Source organism: Bacillus coreaensis, from assembly GCF_050586445.1.
GTDB lineage: Bacteria > Bacillota > Bacilli > Bacillales > Cytobacillaceae > Robertmurraya_A > Robertmurraya_A coreaensis.
Genome location: NZ_JBOCCY010000011.1, coordinates 1 through 23,466, shown reverse-complemented (window position 1 = coordinate 23,466; position 23,466 = coordinate 1). Strand labels below are relative to the sequence as shown.

Below are 23,466 nucleotides of genomic sequence, written 5' to 3'. Positions count from 1 at the left end.
AAAGTGAGTATTGAACCGGTGGAACGAGGATCAAAGGTTTATCTAGAAATTGTCAAACAACTTCGCAATATGATTGAACAGGATGGCTTAACACCCGGAGATAAAATTCCATCAGAGCGAGAACTTTGTGAGCGTCTTAATGTAGGACGCTCCTCTGTTCGTGAAGCTTTAAGAGCTTTAGAGCTTTTAGGACTTATTGAGACCCGCCGAGGAGAAGGTACCTTTATAAGAGATTTTCGCAGTAACCAACTTGTGCAGCTTCTTGGTACATTTGTGCTTCAAGATACAAAAGCAAAACAAGATGTGATTGAAACGAAATATTTAATCGAATTAGATTGTTTAAGACTTATTCTCCGAAGAAATAATGAAAAGCAACTAGAAGATTTAAAAAATTGGATTGAAACTTGTGAGTTTACGGACGATCAATTTTTTATAAAAATTGTTGAGCTAGCAGATAATCATTTATTCTATCGTATTTGGTCGATATTAAATGATTATTACGATGCACTAAAGCTTCCGAAGATGGAGAGAAAGGATCCGTTCTACTCTGCAATCGTACAAGCCTTACTAGGTGGAAATGAGGCGGATGTCCTTCGGGCCTACTATTCATTACGAAAACTGTCGAATGACTAACGACAAATATCTGCAGAATTTTCTGTGACATTATACTAACATGATAAAAAGAACTAGACGAGGCTTCATATAATAAGGCATTATTTTTCACTATAGTGGTCTGACCACTGAGATTATTAGAAACATATGGGGAGGTTTAAGCTTGCCGATTAAAGACCTATTTACAAAATCAAAGAAGAAAAAATATGCAACAATTCCAACTGAAGCTGCAAAGCAAGATGTCCCAGAAGGGATAATGACCAAGTGTCCAAGCTGTAAGAAGATCATGTACTCCAAGGAGCTAATGAAGAACCTTAAGGTTTGTGCTCACTGTGGGTACCATCATCCGATGAATTCAAAAGAGAGGCTGAATAGCTTCATTGACGAAGGAAGCTTCGTTGAACTTGATCGTTATATGATTTCTGAGAACCCACTTGGATTCCCCGATTATATAGAAAAGCTTGAAAAAGATCGTCAGAAAACAAACTTAAATGAAGCTGTTGTGACAGGTGTGTGTAAAGTGGAAGGTCATGACGCAGTTGTTGCCGTGATGGATTCTACTTTTAGAATGGGAAGCATGGGTTCTGTAGTTGGTGAGAAGATTACGAGAGCGATTGAAAAAGCAGGTGAGCTATCGATACCATTTATCATCTTTACTGCATCTGGAGGAGCAAGGATGCAAGAGGGAGTATTGAGCTTAATGCAGATGGCCAAGACGAGTGTTGCGCTTAAAAAGTTTAGCGACGAAGGGAATCTGATCATTTCAATCATGACACACCCAACTACTGGCGGAGTATCTGCTAGCTTTGCTTCTCTTGGTGACTATAATTTTGCTGAACCAGGTGCATTAATTGGATTTGCGGGAAGAAGAATTATTGAACAAACCATTAGAGAAGACCTACCTGAGGATTTTCAAACAGCAGAATTTCTTTTAAAGCATGGTCAGCTAGACGCGGTGATATCCAGAGGAGACTTGAGGGACAAAATTTCAACATTGCTTGATATTCATACGCCTGGAGGTGAAATAGAATGGTTGGAGAACTAGAATTCGAAAAACCAGTCGTTGAGCTGAAAAAGAAAATTGCAGAATTAAAAGAATTTACTGCGAGTGCAGAAGTGGATTTGTCAGATGAAATTGAAAAGCTTGAGGCAAGACTTCAAAAGCTTGAAAAAGATATCTATGAAAACATGAAGCCATGGGATCGAGTACAAATTGCGAGACACCCTGCCAGACCAACTACTCTTGACTACTTATCCATTATCTTTTCTGATTTCATTGAATGTCATGGGGACCGCTTTTTTGGAGATGACGAAGCGATTGTAGCAGGAGTAGCAAAATTCCAAGGTTTGCCTGTTACTATTATTGGTCATCAGCGAGGGAAAGATACAAAGGAAAATATCCGGAGAAATTTTGGAATGCCACATCCTGAAGGATACCGTAAAGCACTGAGACTTATGAAGCAAGCCGAGAAATTCAATCGTCCGATTATTTGCTTTATAGATACAAAGGGTGCGTATCCTGGGAAAGCTGCCGAAGAAAGAGGTCAGAGCGAAGCAATTGCTAAAAACCTTTTTGAAATGGCAAGCTTAACCGTACCTATTGTTTGTATTGTCATAGGAGAAGGTGGAAGTGGTGGAGCTCTAGCGCTTGGTGTGGGTGATCATATCCATATGCTTGAAAATTCGACGTATTCGGTTATTTCCCCTGAGGGAGCTGCAGCTATTCTATGGAAGGATGCCTCTCTTGCGAAACAAGCAGCGGAAACGATGAAAATCACTGCACCAGACTTAAAGGACCTTGGAGTAATTGATGAAATTATTTCTGAGGTTAGAGGTGGAGCCCATAAAGATGTAACTGCTCAAGCAGAAAGCATTAGGGAAACGATCCAACAATCTTTAAGACAGTTGTTACAATTAAAAGAAAATGAACTGCTTGCTTTAAGATATGAAAAATACAAGAACATGGGTAAATATACATTTTTGCACGAATATATTGGCGTAAATGGATGAGTGTGTTTCGACACACTCTTTCTTATTTTTTAAGAGAAATCCCAATTAAATGACAGTGAAAATAGAATTATGAACTTTTTTAGAAAAAAAGAGTGGTATTAAGCGCTTTCAATTAAAAAACTATTTCGTCTATTGATTTAATGTTTATGATAGAGTTGAGAACATTGTTTCTTCATGGTATTTTAGAAATATTCCCGGGTATTCTGTAAATAATAGTAGTGCATCACATGTCGTATTATTCATCATCTAACTATACATAATACTTCAACAATCCAATACAGAGGTGATTTGCATTGAAAAGAATCGGTGTGTTAACAAGTGGTGGAGATTCACCAGGTATGAACGCAGCTGTACGTGCGGTCGTTCGTAAGGCTATTTTTAATGATATGGAAGTATATGGAGTTTATAATGGCTACTCAGGCTTAATTAACGGAAATATCAAGAAATTAGAACTAGGTTCTGTTGGTGATATTATTCATCGTGGAGGAACCATGCTTTATTCTGCTCGTTGTGAGGAGTTTAAAACAAAAGAAGGACAGCAAAAAGGAATTGAGCAATTAAAGAAATTTGGTATTGAAGGCCTAGTTGTTGTTGGTGGCGATGGTTCCTACAGAGGTGCAAAGGCATTAACAGAGCAAGGTTTCCCTTGTGTTGGTGTACCAGGTACAATTGATAATGATATACCAGGTACAGATTATACAATTGGATTTGATACTGCTCTAAATACGGTTATTGATGCGGTTGACAAAATTCGTGATACGGCGACTTCTCATGATAGAGCTTTTATTATCGAAGTTATGGGTCGAGATGCAGGAGATATTGCTCTTTGGGCTGGTTTAGCAGGAGGAGCTGAAACAATCATTATTCCAGAAGTTGGGTATGACATGGATGAGATTGCAGCTCGTTTGAAAAGTGGACATGAGCGAGGCAAAAAACACAGCATCATCGTTGTTGCAGAAGGTGTTTGCAGCGGTAATGAATTTAGTAAGAAAATCAAGGATGCAACCGACCTTGACACTCGTGTGTCTGTGTTAGGACATATTCAACGGGGTGGATCTCCTACTGCAGCAGATAGAGTACTTGCTAGCCGTCTAGGGGCATTTGCAGTTGAGCTATTGTTACAAGGCAAGGGTGGAAGAGCGGTAGGTATTGAAAAGAATGAGCTCGTTGACCACGATATCATTGAAATTTTAACTAGAAAACATACGGTAAATCAAAGTATGTACAACTTGTCAAAAGAGTTATCCATTTAACGTTTTTAAAATATTAGGAGGTCCACAATTGTATGCGTAAAACGAAAATTGTTTGTACTATAGGCCCAGCAAGTGAAAGCGTAGAAAAATTAACACAGCTGATTGAGGCTGGGATGAATGTTGCTCGTCTAAACTTCTCACACGGTGACCATGAAGAACACGGTGCTCGTATTAGAAATATCCGTGAAGCTGCAAAGCAAACAGGAAAAACGGTTGCTATCCTTTTAGATACAAAAGGTCCAGAAATCCGTACAAATAACATGGTAGATGGTGCAATTGAATTAGTTTCCGGAAACCATGTGATTGTTTCAATGACTGAGGTTGAAGGAACGGTAGATAAATTCTCGATTACATATCCTGGATTAATTGATGATGTAAACGAAGGATCAAAAATCTTACTAGATGACGGTTTAATCGGTTTGGAAGTTACTAAGATTGACCGTAATGCTGGAGAAATTCATACAAAAATTTTAAATACGGGCACACTTAAAAATAAAAAAGGTGTAAACGTACCAGGTGTTTCTGTAAATCTGCCAGGAATAACAGAAAAGGATGCAAACGATATTATTTTTGGTATCGAGCAAGGAGTTGACTTTATTGCTGCTTCCTTTGTACGTCGTGCATCAGATGTACTAGAAATTCGTCGTCTATTAGAGGAACATAATGCAACACATATCCACATTATCCCTAAGATTGAAAATCAAGAAGGTGTTGATAAAATCGACGAAATTCTTGAAATCTCTGACGGGCTAATGGTTGCACGTGGTGACCTTGGGGTAGAAATTCCAGCGGAAGAGGTACCTCTTGTTCAAAAAAGCTTAATTAAAAAATGTAATGCACAAGGGAAGCCAGTTATTACGGCTACTCAAATGCTTGATTCTATGCAACGTAATCCCCGTCCAACAAGAGCGGAAGCAAGTGACGTAGCAAATGCGATTTTTGATGGAACAGACGCTATTATGCTTTCAGGGGAAACAGCTGCAGGTGTGTATCCTGTAGAAGCGGTTCAAACGATGCATAATATTGCATCTCGTGCAGAATCTGCATTAGATCATAAAGAAATCTTATCTAACCGTAGCAAAGACAATGAACATAATATTACAGATGCAATTGGACAATCTGTTGCACACACAGCATTAAACCTGGGTGCTAATGCGATCATTGCTCCTACGGAAAGTGGTCATACGGCTAGAATGATCTCTAAATACCGTCCAAAAGCTCCAATCGTTGCTGTAACATCTGATGACGGTGTATCTCGTCGCTTATCACTAGCTTGGGGTGTGTATCCTCAAATCGGAAAACAAGCGACTACTACGGATGAGATGCTTGATACAGCAGTAGAGGAAAGCTTAAACAGCGGTATCGTTTCTCGCGGAGATTTAGTGGTAATTACTGCAGGAGCGGTAAATGTTAAAGGTACAACAAACTTAATGAAAATCCATGTGGTTGGCGATGTAGTATTAAAAGCTCAAGGAATCGGAAGAAAAACAGCTTTTGGTAAAGTTGTGATTGCTAACTCAGCGAAAGAAGCATTAGAAAGAGTAACAGAAGGTTCTATCCTTGTTACGATTGGCTCAGATGCGGATATGGTTCCGGCAATTGAGAAATGCAGGGCGTTAGTTACGGAAGAAGGTGGCTTAACAAGCCATGCTGCAGTAGTAGGACTTAGCCTTGGAATTCCAGTAATTGTAGGCGCTGAAGGTGCAACTGCTAGCTTAAAGGATGGACAAGAAATTACAATTGACGCTTCACATGGTGTTATTTATAACGGTCACGCAAGCGTACTATAGATAGAAGATGAAGAAGTAGCCGAGTTGGCTGCTTCTTTTTTGCTGTTTTTAAGGAATACACATATAATAAAAGGACAACTAGGAGGCGATTATTTTGCGTTATATCGTTTTACTATTAATTATCATACCGGCAGCAGAAATCGGACTTTTGTTATTATCAGGTAAGACCATTGGCATCTGGACCACCATAACGCTTATTATTCTAACGGGCTTGCTTGGTGCCTACCTAGCAAAGCAACAAGGACTAGACACGATCAGCAAGGCTCAACATCTCCTACAATCAGGTCAAATGCCTGGCGATGTTCTATTGGATGGAGTTTGTATTATTATCGGAGGCACACTTCTATTAACACCAGGTTTTATAACAGATGCAACGGGCTTCCTATTACTAGCCCCTCCAACAAGAAAATTCTTCAAAATCATACTCAATAAAGCATTCCAAAATTGGATGAATAAAGGAAGAATCAAGATTATTAAATAAAAAAGTCCATTCATGAGAATGGACTTTTATGCTTCTTTCCCCTTAATAAAGGACCAAATATCTTTAAATACATTTGCTCGGTGCAAGGTTGTGATGATCACAAGGGTCACAGGCCCTGCAATTAACCCTAAAAAGCCAATTAATTTAAACCCAACAAATAACGCGATTAAAGTTGCAAGAGGATCTAGACCTATATTTGAAGATAATACTTTTGGCTCCATGACTTGTCGTTGGACAAGTACAATGATATACAAAACTCCTAAACCAATTGCTAAACTCATCTCTCCAGCAATGACCTCATAAATAATCCATGGAACAAACACAGCACCTGTTCCTAAGTAAGGAATAATATCGACTAATCCTGTTACAAGTGCGATGGTAATCGCATAATCTACACGTAAAATTAGAAGCCCAATAAGGATGATCACAGTAGTAATAGATATTAAAGTTAGTTGAGCCTTTATAAAGCCGAACAGCGCTTTTTTTAAATCTTCAAGTACCCTCTTTGTACTGCTTTTTGCACGGTGCGGAATAATCTTATTGCTAAACCGTGATAGACGATACCAATCCTTACTAATGAAAAAGGTTGCCAACAAGGAGAATATGACTACGGTTGCAGCATTTGGAAACCAAGATAGGATATTAGGTATATTTCCAAAGAAACTTTGAACAAAATCACCAATCGTAGATCCAATTGTTCTTCCTACATTTTGTATATTGGTTAAAATCGTGTCTTGCTGACCAGTATCTAAAGAATTAAATAGGCTTGTTAATTGGTTATAAAGAGGAATAATCTGTGCAGCGATAAAGTCCTCGATAAAATTAATAAGAGTATCTAAATGTCTTGGTACGACATCAGCTAAATAGTCTGCACCCGACACAATTTCTGCAATTAATAGAGTAATGAATCCTGCAAATAAAGCAAAAATAAAGATAATCCCTATTAAAACAGCAAGTGTTCTAGGTAACCGAGCTTTGCTTTCTAAAAAATTTACAAATGGATTTAGCATAAAAGCAATTAAAAGGCCGATGATAAAAGGGTATGTAACCTTTGAAATTTGAATTAGGATAAAAACGGATAAAAATATACTAACAATTACGATCAAAAAGCGCATAGTTCTAAATAAATAGGTGAGATTCAGATAAATCGCCCTCCTAATAGTAGAGTAAATGGTAGACTAAAGGACTTGCTTACTCTTTATTTTACCTACGTATGAAGATTATGGAAAGTTTTGTTTATAAAGAATAATGGGTTACTTATAATTCGACAAATCTTGTGGGTTTCAGAAAGGAAGGTTTGATTGTTTATTTGCTAAGTTTTCCTATGGTAAAATAACGTCTATATAAAGGAGGCCTTGAGATTGCTAACACAAGCTAGCTTATTTTTGTTCATTTTATTACTAATTGGTTTTATCGCAAAAAACCAATCTTTAATTATAGCCGTTGGGGCACTATTGATACTTAAAATAATTGGTGTGGATTCAAAAATATTTTCTTATATCCAATCAAAAGGAATTAATTGGGGAGTAACGGTCATTACTTTCGCCGTATTAGCTCCTATTGCAAGTGGTGAAATAGGATTTAAAGACCTAACGGCTGCCTTTAAATCCCCTTATGCATGGATTGCTTTAGTATCCGGGATGGCGGTAGCGTTAATAGCCAAAGGTGGCATAACACTCTTGGCGAAGGATCCCCACATTACCACCGCTCTTGTGCTGGGAACGATCTTGGCTGTTTCTCTTTTTAAGGGTGTTGCAGTAGGACCATTAATTGGTGCAGGTATCGCGTATTTAGCCATGAAATTTTTTGAACTCTTCTAAAAGGTGATAAGTTTTATGAATTACTAGGCTTAAGTTTTTCTAATAAAATATTAATTTTTTCACATTTTAGGCGGTTTTCGTTCACAAATGTCAGATAATTGTTTATAATAGGACTTGTAAGCGCATCCTTTTTATGGGTGTGAAAAAATTTATAGTCTTATAGTTATCTATAATGTTAATATTTTAATAACTCAGAGAGTTTAGAAGGGTTAGCGAATCACTTTGTAAAGGAGAGGGTCAATATGACAGCAACACGTGGTCTTGAAGGGGTAGTAGCTACGACTTCTTCTGTCAGTTCAATCATTGATGATACACTAACATACGTAGGGTACGATATTGATGATTTAGCAGAGAATGCCAGCTTTGAAGAAGTAATCTATCTTCTTTGGCATAGGAGACTTCCTACACAGCAAGAACTAGCAGAGTTAAAAAGCCAATTGTCGGTAAATGCAGAGCTACCCAAACAAGTGCTTGAGCATTTTAAGTTATATCCAATTAATGAAGTACACCCAATGGCTGCACTTCGTACCGCTGTTTCGCTATTAGGCTTGTATGACGAAGAAAGTGATGTAATGGAAGAGCAAGCAAACTATCGCAAGGCAGTTCGTCTTCAAGCTAAGATGCCTGCAATTGTGACAGCATTTGCACGTATTCGAAAAGGGTTGGAGCCAATTCCACCTAGAACGGACTTAAGCTTTGCAGCTAATTTCCTTTATATGCTTTCAGGAAAAGAGCCAGAGCCAATTGCAGTCGAAGCATTTAACAAGGCACTTGTCCTTCATGCAGATCATGAATTAAATGCGTCTACATTCACAGCTCGTGTATGTGTAGCAACTTTATCAGATGTATACTCTGGTGTAACATCAGCTATTGGAGCATTAAAAGGTCCTTTACATGGTGGAGCAAATGAAGCTGTAATGAAGATGTTAACTGAGATTGGGACATTAGAAAATGTTGATACTTATGTTCGTGGTAAATTAGCGAACAAGGAAAAAATCATGGGCTTTGGTCACCGTGTTTACAGAAAAGGAGACCCTCGTGCAAAACACTTAAAGCTTATGGCAGAGAAACTCACTAACTTAACAGGCGAACCACATTGGTTTGAAATGTCTACAAAAATTGAGAACATTGTAACCGGTGAAAAGAATCTTCCACCAAACGTAGACTTCTACTCTGCTTCTGTATATCATAGCTTAGGAATTGACCACGATTTATTTACCCCGATCTTTGCAGTAAGCCGCGTTTCCGGTTGGTTAGCTCATATTCTTGAACAATATGAAAATAATCGATTGATTCGTCCAAGAGCAGACTATACTGGTCCTGGAATGCAAAAATATGTAGCGATTGAGCAAAGAGGTTAACTTAAAAAGAATACAGCATTTTACTTTTAGCTAAAATATTGCTGTAATAGAGAGGAGAGGTTAGAGGCATTTGGCTCTAACCTTTGATTCTGATGTTGCCCGCTATGGATAGAAATCTTTTATACATATTGATTCACCTTGAGTGAGGCACATCTTGTTAGACAAAATGGAGGGAGAATTATACTATGCAAGGTGAAAAAATTACTGTAACAAATGGAGTTTTAAATGTACCAAATCATCCAGTAGTACCTTTTATTGAAGGAGACGGCACGGGATCTGATATTTGGGCTGCTGCATCTAGAGTGCTTGATGCTGCTGTTGAAAAAGCTTATAACGGTGAAAAGAAGATTGTATGGAAAGAAGTACTTGCAGGTGAAAAAGCGTTCAATCAAACAGGAGAATGGCTACCAAAAGAAACGTTAGAGTTAATTAACGAATATTTGATTGCTATTAAAGGACCTTTAACAACACCAATTGGTGGCGGAATTCGTTCACTGAATGTGGCTCTTCGCCAAGAGCTTGATTTATATGTATGTTTACGTCCAGTTCGCTGGTTTGAAGGAGTTCCTTCTCCAGTTAAACGTCCACAAGATACGGATATGGTAATCTTCCGTGAAAATACAGAAGACATTTACGCTGGTATTGAATATGCAAAAGGTTCGGATGAAGTGAAAAAGCTAATTTCTTTCCTTCAAAATGAAATGGGAGTAAATAAAATCCGCTTCCCAGAAACATCAGGCCTTGGAATCAAGCCAGTTTCTGAAGAAGGAACTGCTCGTCTAGTTCGTGCTGCAATTGAATATGCGATCAAAGAGGGACGTAAATCTTTAACTCTTGTTCATAAAGGTAACATCATGAAATTCACTGAAGGTGCGTTTAAGAACTGGGGTTATGAGCTTGTTGAGAGAGAATACGGTGATAAAGTATTCACATGGGCACAGTATGACCGTATAAAGGATGAACAAGGCACAGAGGCTGCAAATCAAGCTCAAGCAGATGCAGAAGCTCAAGGGAAAATCATCGTGAAAGATGCAATTGCAGATATTTTCCTACAACAAATTCTAACTCGCCCACGTGAGTTTGATGTAGTTGCTACAATGAACCTTAACGGAGACTATATTTCAGATGCGTTAGCTGCACAAGTAGGTGGAATTGGAATTGCACCTGGGGCAAACATCAACTATGTAACAGGTCATGCTATTTTTGAAGCTACACACGGTACAGCACCAAAGTATGCTGGATTAGATAAAGTAAACCCTTCATCTGTTATTCTATCTGGTGTATTAATGCTTGAACATCTAGGCTGGAATGAAGCAGCGAAGTTAATCATCGATTCTATGGAAAAGTCAATCGCTTCTAAAGTGGTTACTTATGACTTTGCACGATTGATGGACGGAGCAACAGAAGTGAAGTGCTCAGAATTTGGAGATGTGCTTATTAAGAACATGGGATAAATTGTTCTAGAGGCTGTTCTTTCTAGAACAGCCTTTTTATAATTGTTTAGCTTTTATGAAAAGTGACTTAGGGCAATGACTTTCAAAATGTAGGGGGAAAAGGTTATGTCAATGAAGCGTAAAAAGATCTCGGTAATTGGTGGGGGCTTTACTGGAGCTACAACAGCTTTTCTACTTGCACAAAAAGAACTTGGAGATGTCGTTTTGCTGGATATACCGCAAATGGAAAATCCAACAAAGGGAAAGGCTTTAGATATGCTTGAAGCAAGTCCGGTTCAAGGGTTTGATGCAAATATCACAGGCACAGCAGATTATGCAGATACGAAGGATTCTGATATTGTTGTTATCACCGCAGGAATCGCAAGAAAACCTGGAATGAGTCGAGATGATCTTGTTCAAACCAATCAAAAGGTTATGAAAGCTGTTGCATCAGAAGTAGCTAAATACTCACCAAACTGTACGATTATCGTTTTGACAAATCCAGTGGATGCAATGACCTATACGGTTTTCCAAGAAACGGGTTTCCCAAAAAATCGTGTAATTGGTCAATCAGGTGTTCTTGATACTGCACGCTTCCGTACATTTGTGGCCCAAGAGTTAAATTTATCTGTTAAAGACATAACTGGCTTTGTCCTAGGTGGCCACGGTGACGATATGGTCCCTCTTGTTAGGTACTCATATGCTGGTGGAATTCCACTTGAGACATTACTTTCGAAGGAACGCCTAGAGGCTATTGTTGAACGTACGAGAAAAGGTGGAGGAGAAATTGTTAATCTATTAGGAAATGGAAGTGCTTACTATGCACCTGCTGCTTCTCTAGTAGAAATGTGTGAAGCAATCTTAAAGGATCAGCGTCGTGTTCTCCCATCTATTGCTTACCTTGAGGGTGAATATGGATATAAAGGTATTTACCTAGGGGTACCAACGATCCTCGGAGCTAATGGAATAGAACAAGTAATTGAGCTTGAGTTAACAGATGAAGAAAAGAGTGCCTTAGATAAATCAGCAGCTGCTGTACGAAATGTAATGGACGTATTAGTTTAATAAAATCGAAAATTCGGGGGTTCTTCCCCGAATTTTTTGTTCTTCTATGCTTTTGCTATAATAATTTATAGGATTCGATAGTAGAACGATTTCATTTATTGGAGGTATCGTCAGCATGTTGTTAGGTAAAAAGAGAAAAATGGGCCGTAAAATTAATGAGATTTCTAGAGGAGAAAAACTTTCCCTGACAGAAAAGATTGAAGATAAGGACTTACTACTATATCTTGGTCTAACGAATGACGCGAACCCGTTGTATATTCAGCATGATTATGCTTCACAAACTCCTTTTAAAAAGCCACTGGTGCCTAGTATTATGCTCACCGGAATCATTACTTCTGCAATTTCTAAATATTTGCCTGGGCCAGGTAGCCACATCCTAAAACAGGATATTGAATATGTGAAACCAGTATATCATTATGAAATGATTGATTTCATGTTCGAAGTGACAGAAGTAAGTATAAGCAATCATACAATTGAAATTACAGTTGAAGGGAAAAATGAAGAGGAAGAACAAGTACTAAAAGCACTCCTTTTAGTTTGTCCTCCTCATCAATTAGAGGCATTAGATGGTCATGCATTGGATAATTTTTAACAGGAAATGGACGTGCTTTTTAAGAGTAAGTCTCTTTTTTATGAATTTTTTGTTATCTTTATTAAATGAATATGTATTATAATGGATGTGGATGATGGGGTAATACGTTAATGTGGAGGCTTTTATGGAAAAAAGAGTGCTTGTAGTCGATGATGAGCAGTCAATTGTAACGCTCCTGCAGTACAATTTACAACAGGCTGGTTATGAAGTGTTAACTGCTGCGGATGGGGAAGAAGGACGAAATATTGCTTTGGAACAGGAACTAGACTTAATTATTTTGGATTTAATGCTTCCGAAGCTTGATGGAATTGAAGTTTGTAAACAGCTTCGTCAACAGAAAATCTTGACGCCTATTCTTATGTTGACTGCAAAAGACGATGAGTTTGACAAAGTTCTCGGACTTGAACTAGGTGCAGATGATTATATGACAAAACCGTTTAGTCCAAGAGAAGTCATAGCGAGAGTCAAAGCAATTCTTAGAAGAACCCAAGTACAACCAGAACCAGTTGCGGTACAAGAAGAGGAAAAAGATGTGCTTCAGGTGGCAGAGCTGAAAATTTATCCAGAACAGTATGAGGCGTATTCTGGAGATATATTACTGGAGCTCACTCCAAAAGAATTTGAATTATTACTCTATTTAGCAAGACACAAAGGAAGAGTTTTAACACGAGATCAGCTTTTAAGTGCGGTATGGAATTATGATTTTGCAGGAGACACGCGAATTGTTGATGTTCATATTAGCCACTTAAGAGAGAAAATTGAACAAAATACAAAAAAACCAGTTTATATAAAAACGATTCGAGGCTTAGGCTATAAGATGGAGGAGCCTAAGGGAGAATGATAAAATTTCGAACGAGACTCTTGTTTGCCCTAATTATGCTTATTTTTATTGTACTAATAGGGTTAGGCTTATTGTTAGGACAATTGTTCAAAGGATACTATATTGATTCCTTTGATGGGAGGATGAAGCAGGAAACAAAGCTAGTCTCTACGTATATTCGAGATACTGGTGGCATAAGCGATATTTCTAAAGATAGAATAAACGAGTTTAGTGATACGTTAAGTTCTCGAATCACGATACTAGAGAATAATGGAAATGTTATTTATGACAGTGGCGCCCTAGAAAATACGAGTAATAAGAGGCATGAAAGTGTCCTAAAGTCCATCTTTGAAAATCAATTAGAAAAAGAAGATGAAATCATTGAAGTAGGTGGAGGATATAATCTTCACTATTATTGGGACAGTGTAGATTCTAATGGTGAGACTGAGGGAATCATTGTATTAAGTACGAAACTAACAGAAATAAAAAATGCATACGAACAGATCTGGTGGATATTAACGATTTCACTCGGGATCGCATTATTTGTCATTATTTTATTGGGTTATAAAATAACGATCATGTACACAAAGCCGATTGAATCTGCTACCAATGTAGCTATTGAGCTTGCGAAAGGAAATTATCGTGCTAGAACGTACGAGGATCATGCTGATGAAACAGGTATGCTTAGCAGTTCAATTAATATTTTAGCGCGAAATCTACAGGAGCTCATGAAGTCGAAGGAAATTCAACAAGATCGCTTAGGGACCTTAATTGAAAATATGGGAAGCGGACTTATATTAATTGATAGTCGTGGCTATATTAATTTGGTCAATCGGACGTATAAAGAAATTTTTCAAATAGAATCAAATGAGTATTTGGAAAAGCTTTACTACGAAGTGATTGACCAAAAAGACATTTGTGATTTAATAGAAGAAATCTTTATGACTGAACACAAAATTAGAAAACAACTAATTGTTCCTGTAGGGATTGAGAGAAGACATTTTGAAGTTTATGGTGTTCCAATTATCGGCCTAAACGATGTTTGGAAAGGGATTTTATTAGTTTTCCATGATATCACTGAGATTAAGAAGCTTGAACAAATGCGTAAAGATTTTGTTGCAAATGTATCACATGAGTTAAAGACACCTATTACTTCTATAAAGGGATTTTCCGAAACCTTACTAGATGGAGCCATGGAGGACAGGCAGACTTTAGAGGCTTTCCTAACGATTATTTTGAAAGAAAGCGATCGTTTACAAACATTAATACAAGACTTATTAGATCTTTCAAAGATGGAGAAGCAAGGCTTTCAATTGTCCATTCAAAAAATAAATATTGTTGAAGTGTTACATGAAGTTCTTCCCATTTTAGCAGGTAAGGCAATTGAAAAGAAAATTGACCTTCAATTTGAAGCCGAGGAAGAAGCGATCTTTGTTGAAGGTGACGTATATAGATTAAAACAAGTGTTTATTAATTTAATAACGAATGCCATTTCCTACACTCCTGAAGGGGGTACTGTAAAGGTCGAAGTTCGTGAAAGGACAAGCAAGATAAGAATAAAGGTCATAGATACGGGTATTGGAATTGAGCGAAAGGAAATTCCAAGAATCTTTGAACGTTTTTATCGAGTGGACCGAGCAAGAAGTAGAAACTCTGGTGGTACAGGTTTAGGCTTAGCCATTGTGAAGCATTTGATTGAAGCTCATAGAGGGAACATCCGAGTAGAAAGTAAGGTTGGAAGAGGGACCACTTTCATTATTGAACTATTAAAAGAGATTCCTAAATAATATAGGTGACTTGGATACAGATTTTACAGTACATTTACAATTATTATAATATTCCTTAATAATTGTTCTGTAATATCATAAGGGAAAACCCCTTCATCCAAGGACCTAAAGAAAAGGTGAAAGCTAACCCCGCTTTCACCTTTTCTTTTTTATTGAAACCTTTTTCACGCCCATTCGTATAACAATTAACTGTTCTTAATAAAGAGAAAGAGGTGAAGGTTGTTGCTTAGTTTAAAAAGAATTTATTCACTGGTAGGTCTAATACTTTTAATTATAGTACTAAGTTTTGTAGTTTTTACGACGTGGTATACGGTTGATGAATCAGAACAGGCTGTTATATTAACCTTTGGGAAGGTAGAAGAAGGAATAACAGAACCTGGGTTACATTTTAAAATGCCTTGGCCTATTCAAAATGTAGAGAAGCTTTCGAAGGAAACGTTTAGTTTACAGTTTGGATATGAAGAAAAAGATGGCGAAATTGTTGAGTTCGATAATGAAACAAAAATGATTACAGGCGATGAAAACATCGTTCTGGCAGATCTTGTTGTTCAATGGAAGATAACGACGCCTTCTAAATACCTATATAATGCAGATAATCCAGAAGAGATTTTACGTGATGCCACTTCAGCGTCTCTTCGTAGCATTATAGGAAGCTCCAAAATTGATGATGCCTTAACCTCTGGGAAAGGTGAAATAGAAGCAAGTGTCAGAGACCTACTGTCGACGCTAATGGATAAATACGATATAGGGATTACTATCATGGCGGTGAAGCTGCAAGATGTGGAGCTTCCGAATGAAGAAGTTCGTAAAGCATTTACGAATGTTACAGATGCTCGTGAAACGATGAATACAAAAATTAACGAGGCGAAGAAGTATCAAAATCAAAAAATCAATGAAGCAGAAGGAGAAAAGAAAGCCCTTGTATCAAGAGCCGAGGGGGACCAATCAGCAAGAATTGAGATTGCTAGAGGAGATGTAGCGGTTTTTAATAAGCTCTACGAAGAATATAAAAACAATCCTGAAGTAACTAGACAAAGGCTTGTGTTAGAAACGTTAGAGGAAGTATTACCAGGAACAGAGATTTATATTATGAATGATGATGGTGATACATTGAAGTATTTCCCGATTAGACCACTAGAAAAAGAAGAAGCAAAACCTGCGGCAGAGGGGAGTGGAAACAATGAGTGATGGAAATGTAATCGATATGAAAGAGCGTTCTGGAGATGGGTTTAAGTGGCGGAATTATACCAAATTTGGATTGATCGCGCTTTTAATCCTTCTATTGATTGGGATCACTCTCACCAATTTATTTATCGTTAAGGAAGGAGAATACCGAGTGATTCGCCAATTCGGTGAAGTGGTTCGAATTGAGAGTACTCCTGGTCTTAGCTATAAAATCCCATTTGTTCAAAGTGTTTCGACTCTCCCAAAATATCAAATGACCTATGATGTTAATGAAGCTGAAATTAATACAAAAGATAAAAAGCGTATGTTGATTGACAATTATGCTGTTTGGAAAATTGAAGATCCTAAAAAAATGATCTCGAATGCAAGAACTCTTGAAAATGCTGAAGGTAGAATGGAGGAGTTTATTTACTCCGTTGTTCGATCAGAGCTTGGAAAATTAAACTACGAAGAAATCATTAATGATGAGGCGTCAACTAGAGGTTCTTTAAATGATAAAATTACAGAGAAGGTTAATGAACTCCTCTCACAAGATAATTACGGAATCGTTGTAACGGATGTGCGTATGAAAAGAACCGATCTCCCGAAGGAAAACGAACAGTCGGTGTTCACTCGGATGATCTCAGAACGTGAATCAAAGGCACAGGAGTATTTATCAATAGGGGATGCAGAGAAAAACATCATTATTGCAGAAACGGATCGCCAGGTGAAGGAAACACTAGCGAAGGCGCAAGCAGATGCCGAAACGATTCGTGCGGAGGGAGAAGCACAAGCTGCGAAGGTATATAATGAGGCATTCTCGAAAGACCCAAACTTCTATCAATTATTTAGAACATTAGAATCGTATAAAAAGACAATTAACGGTGAAACGGTTATTGTTTTACCATCAGATTCACCTTATGCCCGTTTGCTTATGGGATATACAGAGTAAATATAAAGCCGGCGTTTTCCTTTCCTATCGTGGTCATGGTAGAATAAAGAAGGAAAACACTGGCTTTTTTACATATTACATGAGACAAGCTTTAGTTAGAAAGGGAGGCTTCCTTTGAAAAAGAAACTCGTATTAATTGATGGAAATAGCATTGCTTACCGAGCATTTTTTGCTCTGCCATTGCTCAACAATGATAAAGGAATTCATACGAATGCCGTTTATGGATTTACGATGATGCTCTTGAGGATATTGGAGGATGAGAAGCCATCACATATAATGGTTGCGTTTGATGCTGGAAAAACAACCTTCCGCCATAAGACATTTAGTGAGTATAAGGGTGGGCGTCAAAAAACACCACCTGAGCTATCCGAACAATTTCCTTTTATTCGAGAAGTATTGGACGCATATCGAATCAAAAGATATGAACTTGAAAACTATGAAGCAGATGATATTATTGGTACTTTGTCGAAGAAGGCAGAGGAAGATGGCTATGAAGTAAAGGTTATTTCAGGAGATAAAGATTTAACCCAGTTGAGTTCTGAAAAAACAACTGTTGCGATCACCAAAAAAGGAATCACAGAAATTGAGGAATATACTCCAGAGCATATCAAAGAAAAATATGGTTTAACACCAAAGCAGATCATTGATATGAAAGGGTTGATGGGGGATACTTCTGATAATATTCCTGGTGTTCCTGGAGTTGGAGAAAAAACCGCTATTAAACTGTTAGCGGAGTTTGAGACACTCGAAAAACTGCTAGAGTCGATAGACCAAGTGAGCGGAAAGAAATTAAAAGAAAAACTTGAGGAATTTAAAGACCAGGCCATTATGAGTAAAGAGCTTGCGACCATAACTAGAGAAGCACCAGTTACGGTACAACTCGAGGAATTCGAATATGACGAGTTTGACCGTGACAAGGTTGTACAGTTATTTAAAGAATTAGGTTTTAATTCACTACTGGATAAATTGGGAGATCACACAGGAGATTCTGTGGAAGAACCTTTGGAGAGTGTTGAATACACAACTGTACAAGAAGTAACAGATGAACTATTTGCAGATGAAAATGCCTTATACATTGAAGTGTTAGAGGATAATTATCATTATGCTGATATTGTGGGTATATCACTAGTCAATGAAAGGGGGAACTTTTTCATTCCTACCAATGTAGCCATAGAGTCATCCGTTTTTAAAATTTGGGCTGAAAATGAAGCTTCTAAAAAAATCGTATATGATGCGAAAAGGACAGAGGTATCACTAAGACATCACCATATCCACCTTAAAGGGATTGAGTTTGACTTACTGTTAGCCTCCTATATTATGAATCCAGCCGAGTCTGTTGATGATATTTCAACGACTGCTAAACGCTATGGTTTTACGAGTATTAATTCTGATGAGGCTTTTTACGGAAAAGGGGCTAAGAGAAAGATTCCTGAACCGGAACAGCTTGGAGAGCATCTCGTTCGAAAAGGGCTTGTATTACAAGATCTACGAGATAAGCTTGAACAAGAGTTAAAAGCAAATGAACAATTTGAACTTTATTATGATTTAGAGCTTCCTCTATCTTTGATACTAGCCGATATGGAATCGTGTGGGATTAAGATTGACCTCGACCGACTTCATGCGATGGGAGAAGCAATTACAACTCAACTAACCAATATTGAAGCTCGTATTTATGATCTTGCAGGCGAAAGCTTTAATATTAATTCACCAAAGCAGTTAGGCGTCATTCTCTTTGAAAAGTTACAACTTCCGGTAGCGAAAAAGACAAAAACAGGCTATTCAACCTCTGCAGATGTACTGGAGAAGCTTGAAGAAGAGCACGAAATTATTCGAGAAATCTTAAATTACCGTCAGCTTGGTAAGCTTCAGTCCACTTATATTGAAGGATTACTTAAAGTGATTAATCCTACAACAAATAAAGTTCATACAAGATTTAACCAGGCTTTAACTCAGACTGGAAGATTAAGCTCAACAGATCCAAATTTACAAAATATCCCTATAAGACTGGAAGAAGGTCGTAAAATTCGTCAAGCCTTTATTCCGTCTGAGGAAGGCTGGGTTATTTTTGCAGCTGATTACTCACAAATTGAATTACGTGTGTTGGCGCATATTGCAAATGACGAAAAGCTAATCGAAGCCTTTCAAGAGGGTCTAGACATTCATACAAAAACAGCGATGGATGTGTTTCATGTATCCAAGGAAGAAGTAACTTCTAACATGAGACGGCATGCAAAAGCGGTAAACTTTGGAATTGTTTACGGCATCAGTGATTATGGGTTGTCACAGAGCTTAAACATTACACGTAAAGAAGCAGGTAGCTTTATTGAAAGATACTTAGAAAGTTATCCAGGTGTGAAAGAATATATGGAAGAAATCGTAAAAGATGCAAAGCAAAAGGGATTCGTGTCAACCCTTCTGCACCGCCGAAGATATATTCCTGAAATAACGAGTAGAAACTTCAATCTTCGTAGTTTTGCGGAACGGACGGCAATGAATACGCCAATTCAAGGAAGTGCGGCGGATATTATAAAAAAAGCAATGATAGATATGGCTGATAGGCTCGAAAAAGAAAAACTTAAAACACGATTGCTGCTATCTGTACACGATGAATTAATATTCGAAGCACCAGAAGAAGAAATCGAGCGATTGAAGGAAATTGTCCCTGATGTAATGGAACATACAGTGGAGTTGAAGGTGCCACTTAAGGTTGATTATTCCTACGGTCCGACTTGGTTTGACGCGAAATAAAGGCAGTTGGGAGGAAGAATATTGCCAGAACTTCCAGAGGTCGAAACGGTTCGACGTACATTAGAAATGCTTATTTTGGATAAAGAAATCAAAAAAGTAACTGTTCTTTGGCCAAAAATTATTAAACATCCTGATGTAGATCAGTTTTGTGATGCTTTAGTTGGCGAGAGATTTGTTCAGTTAGGGAGAAGAGGGAAATTTCTTATCTTATATACTGAAAAATTTGCGTTAATTTCTCATCTGCGTATGGAAGGTAGATATGCTCATTTTGAGGCTGAGGAACCAGTCGCTCTCCACACGCATGTGATTTTTACTTTTACCGACGGAACAGAACTCCGCTACAAAGATGTGCGTAAATTTGGTACGATGCACTTATTTGAAAAAGGGAAGGAATTTAACCAGCCACCTTTATCGACTCTCGGACCTGAACCATTTGATCCGGATTTTACGTCATCCTATTTGCAAAAAAGATTATCGAAAACACAAAGGTCAATCAAAACAGCCTTGCTTGACCAAACAGTAGTCGTTGGGCTAGGTAATATTTATGTAGATGAGGCCCTTTTTCGATCGAAAATTCACCCTGAGAGAATCGCTAGCTCATTGAAGAAAAAAGAGTGGGTCATCCTTTATGAACAAATAAAGGAAACATTAGGTGAAGCAGTTGAAAAGGGTGGAAGTACGGTACGATCTTATGTGAATTCACAAGGACAAATGGGGATGTTTCAGCTTGAATTATTTGTTTACGGTCGGAAAGGTGAAAATTGTAAAATGTGTGGTACTCCTCTAGAAAAAATTGTTGTTGGTGGGCGAGGAACCGTGTTTTGTCCAAAATGTCAAAAGAAGAAGTAGGTTGAACCTTGGATGGGCTCCTATCATATACTATCCTAGCTTTTTGTTAGGAAGGAGTCTTTCCAATGGTACTATCTGTTCCATTATTACTACTTGCATTAGCAGTTAGCATTGACAGTTTTAGTGTAGGTTTCACATACGGTCTGAGGAAAATGCGAATTCCTTTTAAGTCAATCGCGGTGATCTCATTATGCTCTGCAGGAACACTCACTGTAGGGATGATTATTGGCCATTTCATTGAGTCTGTCTTATCACCTGATATCGCTGAGAGTATAGGGGGATTTATACTCATTTTATTAGGGGCTTGGGTTCTCGCTCAATTTTTTCGATCAGAGAAATCGTCCTCATCAATGCTTCCCCATCCAAAAACGATCATTGATTTTGAGATTAAATCTCTTGGGATTGTTATTCAAATATTACGAAAGCCGATGTCAGCAGACTTTGATCAATCGGGTACGATCAATGGTATTGAAGCCTATATGCTTGGTTTAGCGTTATCTTTAGATGCATTTGGGGCCGGAATAGGTGCTGCGATGCTAGACTTTTCTCCAAGCATATTAGGGACTGCTGTAGCATTAATGAGCTTTCTCTTTATTTATGCGGGATTACAGCTTGGCAAACATTTTTCAGAGAACAGTTGGCTCCAACGCTTCGCTTTTTTACCTGGTGTATTGTTAATCATTATTGGAATATGGAAAATTTAACAAAAAGCCTCCATTTGTGGAGGCTTTTACGCTAAACGGAGGAGCAAAATATGACTTTAGTCGTTGGATTAACGGGTGGCATTGCTAGTGGGAAAAGCACTGTGGCAAATATGTTTAAAGAAATGGGAATAGAGGTCATTGATGCTGATATAGAAGCAAGAAAGGCCGTTGAGATAGGAGAGGTAGCATACGAACAAATCGTTACATATTTTGGTGAAGGTATATTGGATGATGATCGAACGATTAATCGATCCATATTAGGTGAAATCATTTTTAATGACAATGTGAAGAGGCAAAAATTAAATGAAATTGTTCATCCGGATGTACGAAGAAGGATGAATGAGAAGAAGGAAGTAGCTATTTTACGAGGAGCCCAAATAGTTGTGTTGGATATTCCACTACTATTTGAAAGTGGATTAAAGCATATGGTTGACGTAGTTCTGCTTGTGTATGTTGAGAAAGATGTCCAGCTTCAGAGATTAATGGATAGAAATCTGTTAACAAAGGAGGAAGCCCTTGCTCGAATACAATCTCAAATGCCAATTGAAGATAAACGGAAGCTTGCTGATAAAATGATTAATAATAATGGGACGATAGACGATACGAAAAAGCAACTGATAGAGCTTCTTAAGGATTGGAAAACCATCACAAATTAATGTGATGGTTTTTTGTTGAAAATAGGTTTTTTTATCACCACAATCCACAACTAATATGTTATACTAATTGTAAAATACGGAAATAAAGTATAACACTTTTGAAGGGAGCCGTAACATGAAGGCTAGAGTAGCGATTAATGGGTTTGGAAGAATAGGAAGAATGGTTTTCAGAAAGGCAATTTGTGATGATGCATTAGAAATAGTAGCCATTAATGCTAGTTATCCTGCGGAAACATTAGCACATTTAATAAAGTATGACACAAATCACGGAAAGTTTGATGGTGAGGTAGTAGCTGAACATGATTCCTTATTAGTAAATGGAAAAAGAGTGAAGCTAATTAACCACCGTAATCCAGAGGAGCTACCATGGAATTCACTTAATGTTGATATCGTGATCGAAGCGACTGGGAAATTCAATGCAAGAGAGAAAGCTAGTCTCCATTTAGAAGCGGGTGCAAAGAAGGTTATATTAACCGCACCGGGTAAAGGAGAAGATATTACAATTGTTATGGGTGTGAATGAACATCAGTTAGATATATATGAGCATGAAATCATTTCAAATGCCTCTTGTACGACAAATTGTTTAGCACCTGTTGTAAAAGTACTTGAAGATCACTTTGGCATAATTAATGGGCTAATGACGACCGTGCATGCCTATACAAATGATCAAAAAAATATTGATAATCCGCATAAAGATCTTCGAAGAGCGAGAGCTTGTGGTCAATCAATCATTCCAACAAGCACAGGTGCGGCTAAAGCTCTTTCACTAGTGCTACCTAAAATGAAAGGGAAGCTGCATGGAATGTCATTAAGAGTTCCAACAACCAATGTCTCTTTAGTTGATTTAGTTGTTGATTTAAAGCGAGAAGTAACGATAGATGAGATCAATGATGTATTCGAAACAGCCTCAAAGGATGAACTAAAAGGGATACTCGACATTACAGATGAGCCATTAGTATCGGTTGACTTTAATACCAATGAACATTCTGCGATTGTTGATGGGTTGTCTACAATGGTTATAGGTGCGAACAAGGTAAAGGTTCTTGCATGGTACGATAATGAGTGGGGCTATTCTTGTCGGGTCGTTGATCTAACGAAACATGTGGCTAATCAACTGTCTTTAGCTTCAGAAAATATTAAACGAGTAAGTTCGTTGTAAATAGTCAGTCTTCTGGGAACCCCAGAAGACTGATTTTTTGTATGATTAGATGAAAGGGATTTTACTTTTCTTTTTTTTTGTAAAGATTTTTTAAATACATTATTGCAAAAAAAAAACAAACAAAGTATACTAGTCATCGTGAACTTCTTGAAATTTGGAATCTATATCTACTTAAAGGGTTAGGACCTCTTTGGACTAACTTTCCCCCGT

At 37.8% G+C, this 23,466-nt stretch carries 21 protein-coding genes; 20 read left to right on the top strand and 1 reads right to left on the bottom strand.

Going from position 1 to position 23,466, the window contains the following annotated elements; translation table 11 throughout:
* Positions 1 to 9 precede the first annotated feature (9 nt).
* The 6 genes from ACQ5H4_RS16115 (at position 10) to ACQ5H4_RS16090 (ending at position 6,146) form a co-directional block, all read left to right on the top strand.
* Positions 10 to 633 carry a FadR/GntR family transcriptional regulator gene (locus ACQ5H4_RS16115; protein WP_430776125.1) on the top strand — a complete coding sequence of 208 codons (624 nt, stop codon included), beginning with the start codon at positions 10 to 12 and terminating at the stop codon, positions 631 to 633.
* A gap of 148 nt (positions 634 to 781) precedes the next feature.
* Entirely contained in the window at positions 782 to 1,657 is an 876-nt protein-coding gene (accD, locus tag ACQ5H4_RS16110; protein WP_430776124.1) for an acetyl-CoA carboxylase, carboxyltransferase subunit beta, read from the top strand.
* Positions 1,642 to 2,622: an acetyl-CoA carboxylase carboxyl transferase subunit alpha gene (gene accA, locus ACQ5H4_RS16105; RefSeq protein ID WP_430776024.1), complete on the top strand. Its 981-nt coding sequence runs from the start codon at positions 1,642 to 1,644 to the stop codon at positions 2,620 to 2,622. The genes accD and accA overlap by 16 nt, the downstream gene beginning before the upstream one ends.
* A 293-nt stretch (positions 2,623 to 2,915) precedes the next feature.
* Entirely contained in the window at positions 2,916 to 3,875 is a 960-nt protein-coding gene (pfkA, locus tag ACQ5H4_RS16100) for a 6-phosphofructokinase (RefSeq protein WP_430776023.1), read from the top strand.
* A 32-nt stretch (positions 3,876 to 3,907) separates the two neighbouring features.
* Complete coding sequence (pyk, locus tag ACQ5H4_RS16095; RefSeq protein WP_430776022.1) at positions 3,908 to 5,665, top strand: pyruvate kinase; 1,758 nt, start codon at positions 3,908 to 3,910, stop codon at positions 5,663 to 5,665.
* Between the two features lie 94 nt (positions 5,666 to 5,759).
* Entirely contained in the window at positions 5,760 to 6,146 is a 387-nt protein-coding gene (locus ACQ5H4_RS16090) for an FxsA family protein (RefSeq protein ID WP_430776021.1), read from the top strand.
* Positions 6,147 to 6,172: 26 nt separating this feature from the next.
* Here ACQ5H4_RS16090 and ytvI read toward each other — a convergent pair whose 3' ends face one another.
* Complete coding sequence (ytvI, locus tag ACQ5H4_RS16085) at positions 6,173 to 7,261, bottom strand: sporulation integral membrane protein YtvI (protein WP_430776020.1); 1,089 nt, start codon at positions 7,259 to 7,261, stop codon at positions 6,173 to 6,175.
* Positions 7,262 to 7,507: 246 nt separating this feature from the next.
* Here ytvI and ACQ5H4_RS16080 point away from each other — a divergent pair, with 246 nt between their 5' ends.
* The 14 genes from ACQ5H4_RS16080 (at position 7,508) to ACQ5H4_RS16015 (ending at position 23,256) form a co-directional block, all read left to right on the top strand.
* Entirely contained in the window at positions 7,508 to 7,966 is a 459-nt protein-coding gene (locus ACQ5H4_RS16080; RefSeq protein ID WP_430776019.1) for a DUF441 domain-containing protein, read from the top strand.
* 242 nt (positions 7,967 to 8,208) lie between these two features.
* Positions 8,209 to 9,327: a citrate synthase gene (gene citZ / locus ACQ5H4_RS16075; RefSeq protein WP_430776018.1), complete on the top strand. Its 1,119-nt coding sequence runs from the start codon at positions 8,209 to 8,211 to the stop codon at positions 9,325 to 9,327.
* A 185-nt stretch (positions 9,328 to 9,512) separates the two neighbouring features.
* A complete protein-coding gene (icd, locus tag ACQ5H4_RS16070) occupies positions 9,513 to 10,781 on the top strand; it encodes an NADP-dependent isocitrate dehydrogenase (RefSeq protein ID WP_430776017.1) in 1,269 nt (422 codons plus the stop codon).
* 105 nt (positions 10,782 to 10,886) lie between these two features.
* The gene (gene mdh, locus ACQ5H4_RS16065; protein ID WP_340904866.1) at positions 10,887 to 11,825 is read left to right on the top strand and encodes a malate dehydrogenase; all 939 of its coding nucleotides are present in this window, start codon (positions 10,887 to 10,889) and stop codon (positions 11,823 to 11,825) included.
* 115 nt (positions 11,826 to 11,940) lie between these two features.
* The gene (locus tag ACQ5H4_RS16060; protein ID WP_430776016.1) at positions 11,941 to 12,417 is read left to right on the top strand and encodes a MaoC/PaaZ C-terminal domain-containing protein; all 477 of its coding nucleotides are present in this window, start codon (positions 11,941 to 11,943) and stop codon (positions 12,415 to 12,417) included.
* Positions 12,418 to 12,541: 124 nt separating this feature from the next.
* The gene (locus ACQ5H4_RS16055) at positions 12,542 to 13,258 is read left to right on the top strand and encodes a response regulator transcription factor (protein ID WP_251513619.1); all 717 of its coding nucleotides are present in this window, start codon (positions 12,542 to 12,544) and stop codon (positions 13,256 to 13,258) included.
* Complete coding sequence (pnpS, locus tag ACQ5H4_RS16050) at positions 13,255 to 15,024, top strand: two-component system histidine kinase PnpS (RefSeq protein WP_430776015.1); 1,770 nt, start codon at positions 13,255 to 13,257, stop codon at positions 15,022 to 15,024. The genes ACQ5H4_RS16055 and pnpS overlap by 4 nt, the downstream gene beginning before the upstream one ends.
* Positions 15,025 to 15,246: 222 nt before the next feature.
* Positions 15,247 to 16,212 (top strand): FtsH protease activity modulator HflK, encoded by a 966-nt coding sequence (hflK, locus tag ACQ5H4_RS16045; protein WP_430776014.1) that lies wholly within the window; start codon positions 15,247 to 15,249, stop codon positions 16,210 to 16,212.
* On the top strand, positions 16,205 to 17,140 hold the full coding sequence (gene hflC, locus ACQ5H4_RS16040) for a protease modulator HflC (RefSeq protein ID WP_430776013.1): 936 nt from the start codon (positions 16,205 to 16,207) through the stop codon (positions 17,138 to 17,140). The genes hflK and hflC overlap by 8 nt, the downstream gene beginning before the upstream one ends.
* Before the next feature lie 114 nt (positions 17,141 to 17,254).
* On the top strand, positions 17,255 to 19,888 hold the full coding sequence (gene polA, locus ACQ5H4_RS16035; RefSeq protein WP_430776012.1) for a DNA polymerase I: 2,634 nt from the start codon (positions 17,255 to 17,257) through the stop codon (positions 19,886 to 19,888).
* A 21-nt stretch (positions 19,889 to 19,909) separates the two neighbouring features.
* Entirely contained in the window at positions 19,910 to 20,737 is an 828-nt protein-coding gene (mutM, locus tag ACQ5H4_RS16030; RefSeq protein ID WP_430776011.1) for a DNA-formamidopyrimidine glycosylase, read from the top strand.
* Between the two features lie 65 nt (positions 20,738 to 20,802).
* Complete coding sequence (ytaF, locus tag ACQ5H4_RS16025; protein ID WP_430776010.1) at positions 20,803 to 21,441, top strand: sporulation membrane protein YtaF; 639 nt, start codon at positions 20,803 to 20,805, stop codon at positions 21,439 to 21,441.
* Positions 21,442 to 21,491: 50 nt separating this feature from the next.
* Complete coding sequence (coaE, locus tag ACQ5H4_RS16020; RefSeq protein ID WP_430776009.1) at positions 21,492 to 22,097, top strand: dephospho-CoA kinase; 606 nt, start codon at positions 21,492 to 21,494, stop codon at positions 22,095 to 22,097.
* Positions 22,098 to 22,212: 115 nt separating this feature from the next.
* Positions 22,213 to 23,256 carry a glyceraldehyde-3-phosphate dehydrogenase gene (locus tag ACQ5H4_RS16015; protein ID WP_430776008.1) on the top strand — a complete coding sequence of 348 codons (1,044 nt, stop codon included), beginning with the start codon at positions 22,213 to 22,215 and terminating at the stop codon, positions 23,254 to 23,256.
* Positions 23,257 to 23,466: the final 210 nt, after the last annotated feature.

Bases quoted from the DNA above. Each gene is read 5' to 3' on its own strand.
- pyk (WP_430776022.1), top strand. From the start codon at position 3,908: ATGCGTAAAACGAAAATTGTTTGTACTATAGGCCCAGCAAGTGAAAGC.
- icd (WP_430776017.1), top strand. From the start codon at position 9,513: ATGCAAGGTGAAAAAATTACTGTAACAAATGGAGTTTTAAATGTACCA.
- ACQ5H4_RS16055 (WP_251513619.1), top strand. From the start codon at position 12,542: ATGGAAAAAAGAGTGCTTGTAGTCGATGATGAGCAGTCAATTGTAACG.
- hflC (WP_430776013.1), top strand. From the start codon at position 16,205: ATGAGTGATGGAAATGTAATCGATATGAAAGAGCGTTCTGGAGATGGG.
- ytvI (WP_430776020.1), bottom strand. From the start codon at position 7,261: ATGCGCTTTTTGATCGTAATTGTTAGTATATTTTTATCCGTTTTTATC.
- coaE (WP_430776009.1), top strand. From the start codon at position 21,492: ATGACTTTAGTCGTTGGATTAACGGGTGGCATTGCTAGTGGGAAAAGC.
- mdh (WP_340904866.1), top strand. From the start codon at position 10,887: ATGTCAATGAAGCGTAAAAAGATCTCGGTAATTGGTGGGGGCTTTACT.
- accA (WP_430776024.1), top strand. From the start codon at position 1,642: ATGGTTGGAGAACTAGAATTCGAAAAACCAGTCGTTGAGCTGAAAAAG.
- pnpS (WP_430776015.1), top strand. From the start codon at position 13,255: ATGATAAAATTTCGAACGAGACTCTTGTTTGCCCTAATTATGCTTATT.
- ytaF (WP_430776010.1), top strand. From the start codon at position 20,803: ATGGTACTATCTGTTCCATTATTACTACTTGCATTAGCAGTTAGCATT.
- citZ (WP_430776018.1), top strand. From the start codon at position 8,209: ATGACAGCAACACGTGGTCTTGAAGGGGTAGTAGCTACGACTTCTTCT.
- ACQ5H4_RS16060 (WP_430776016.1), top strand. From the start codon at position 11,941: ATGTTGTTAGGTAAAAAGAGAAAAATGGGCCGTAAAATTAATGAGATT.
- ACQ5H4_RS16015 (WP_430776008.1), top strand. From the start codon at position 22,213: ATGAAGGCTAGAGTAGCGATTAATGGGTTTGGAAGAATAGGAAGAATG.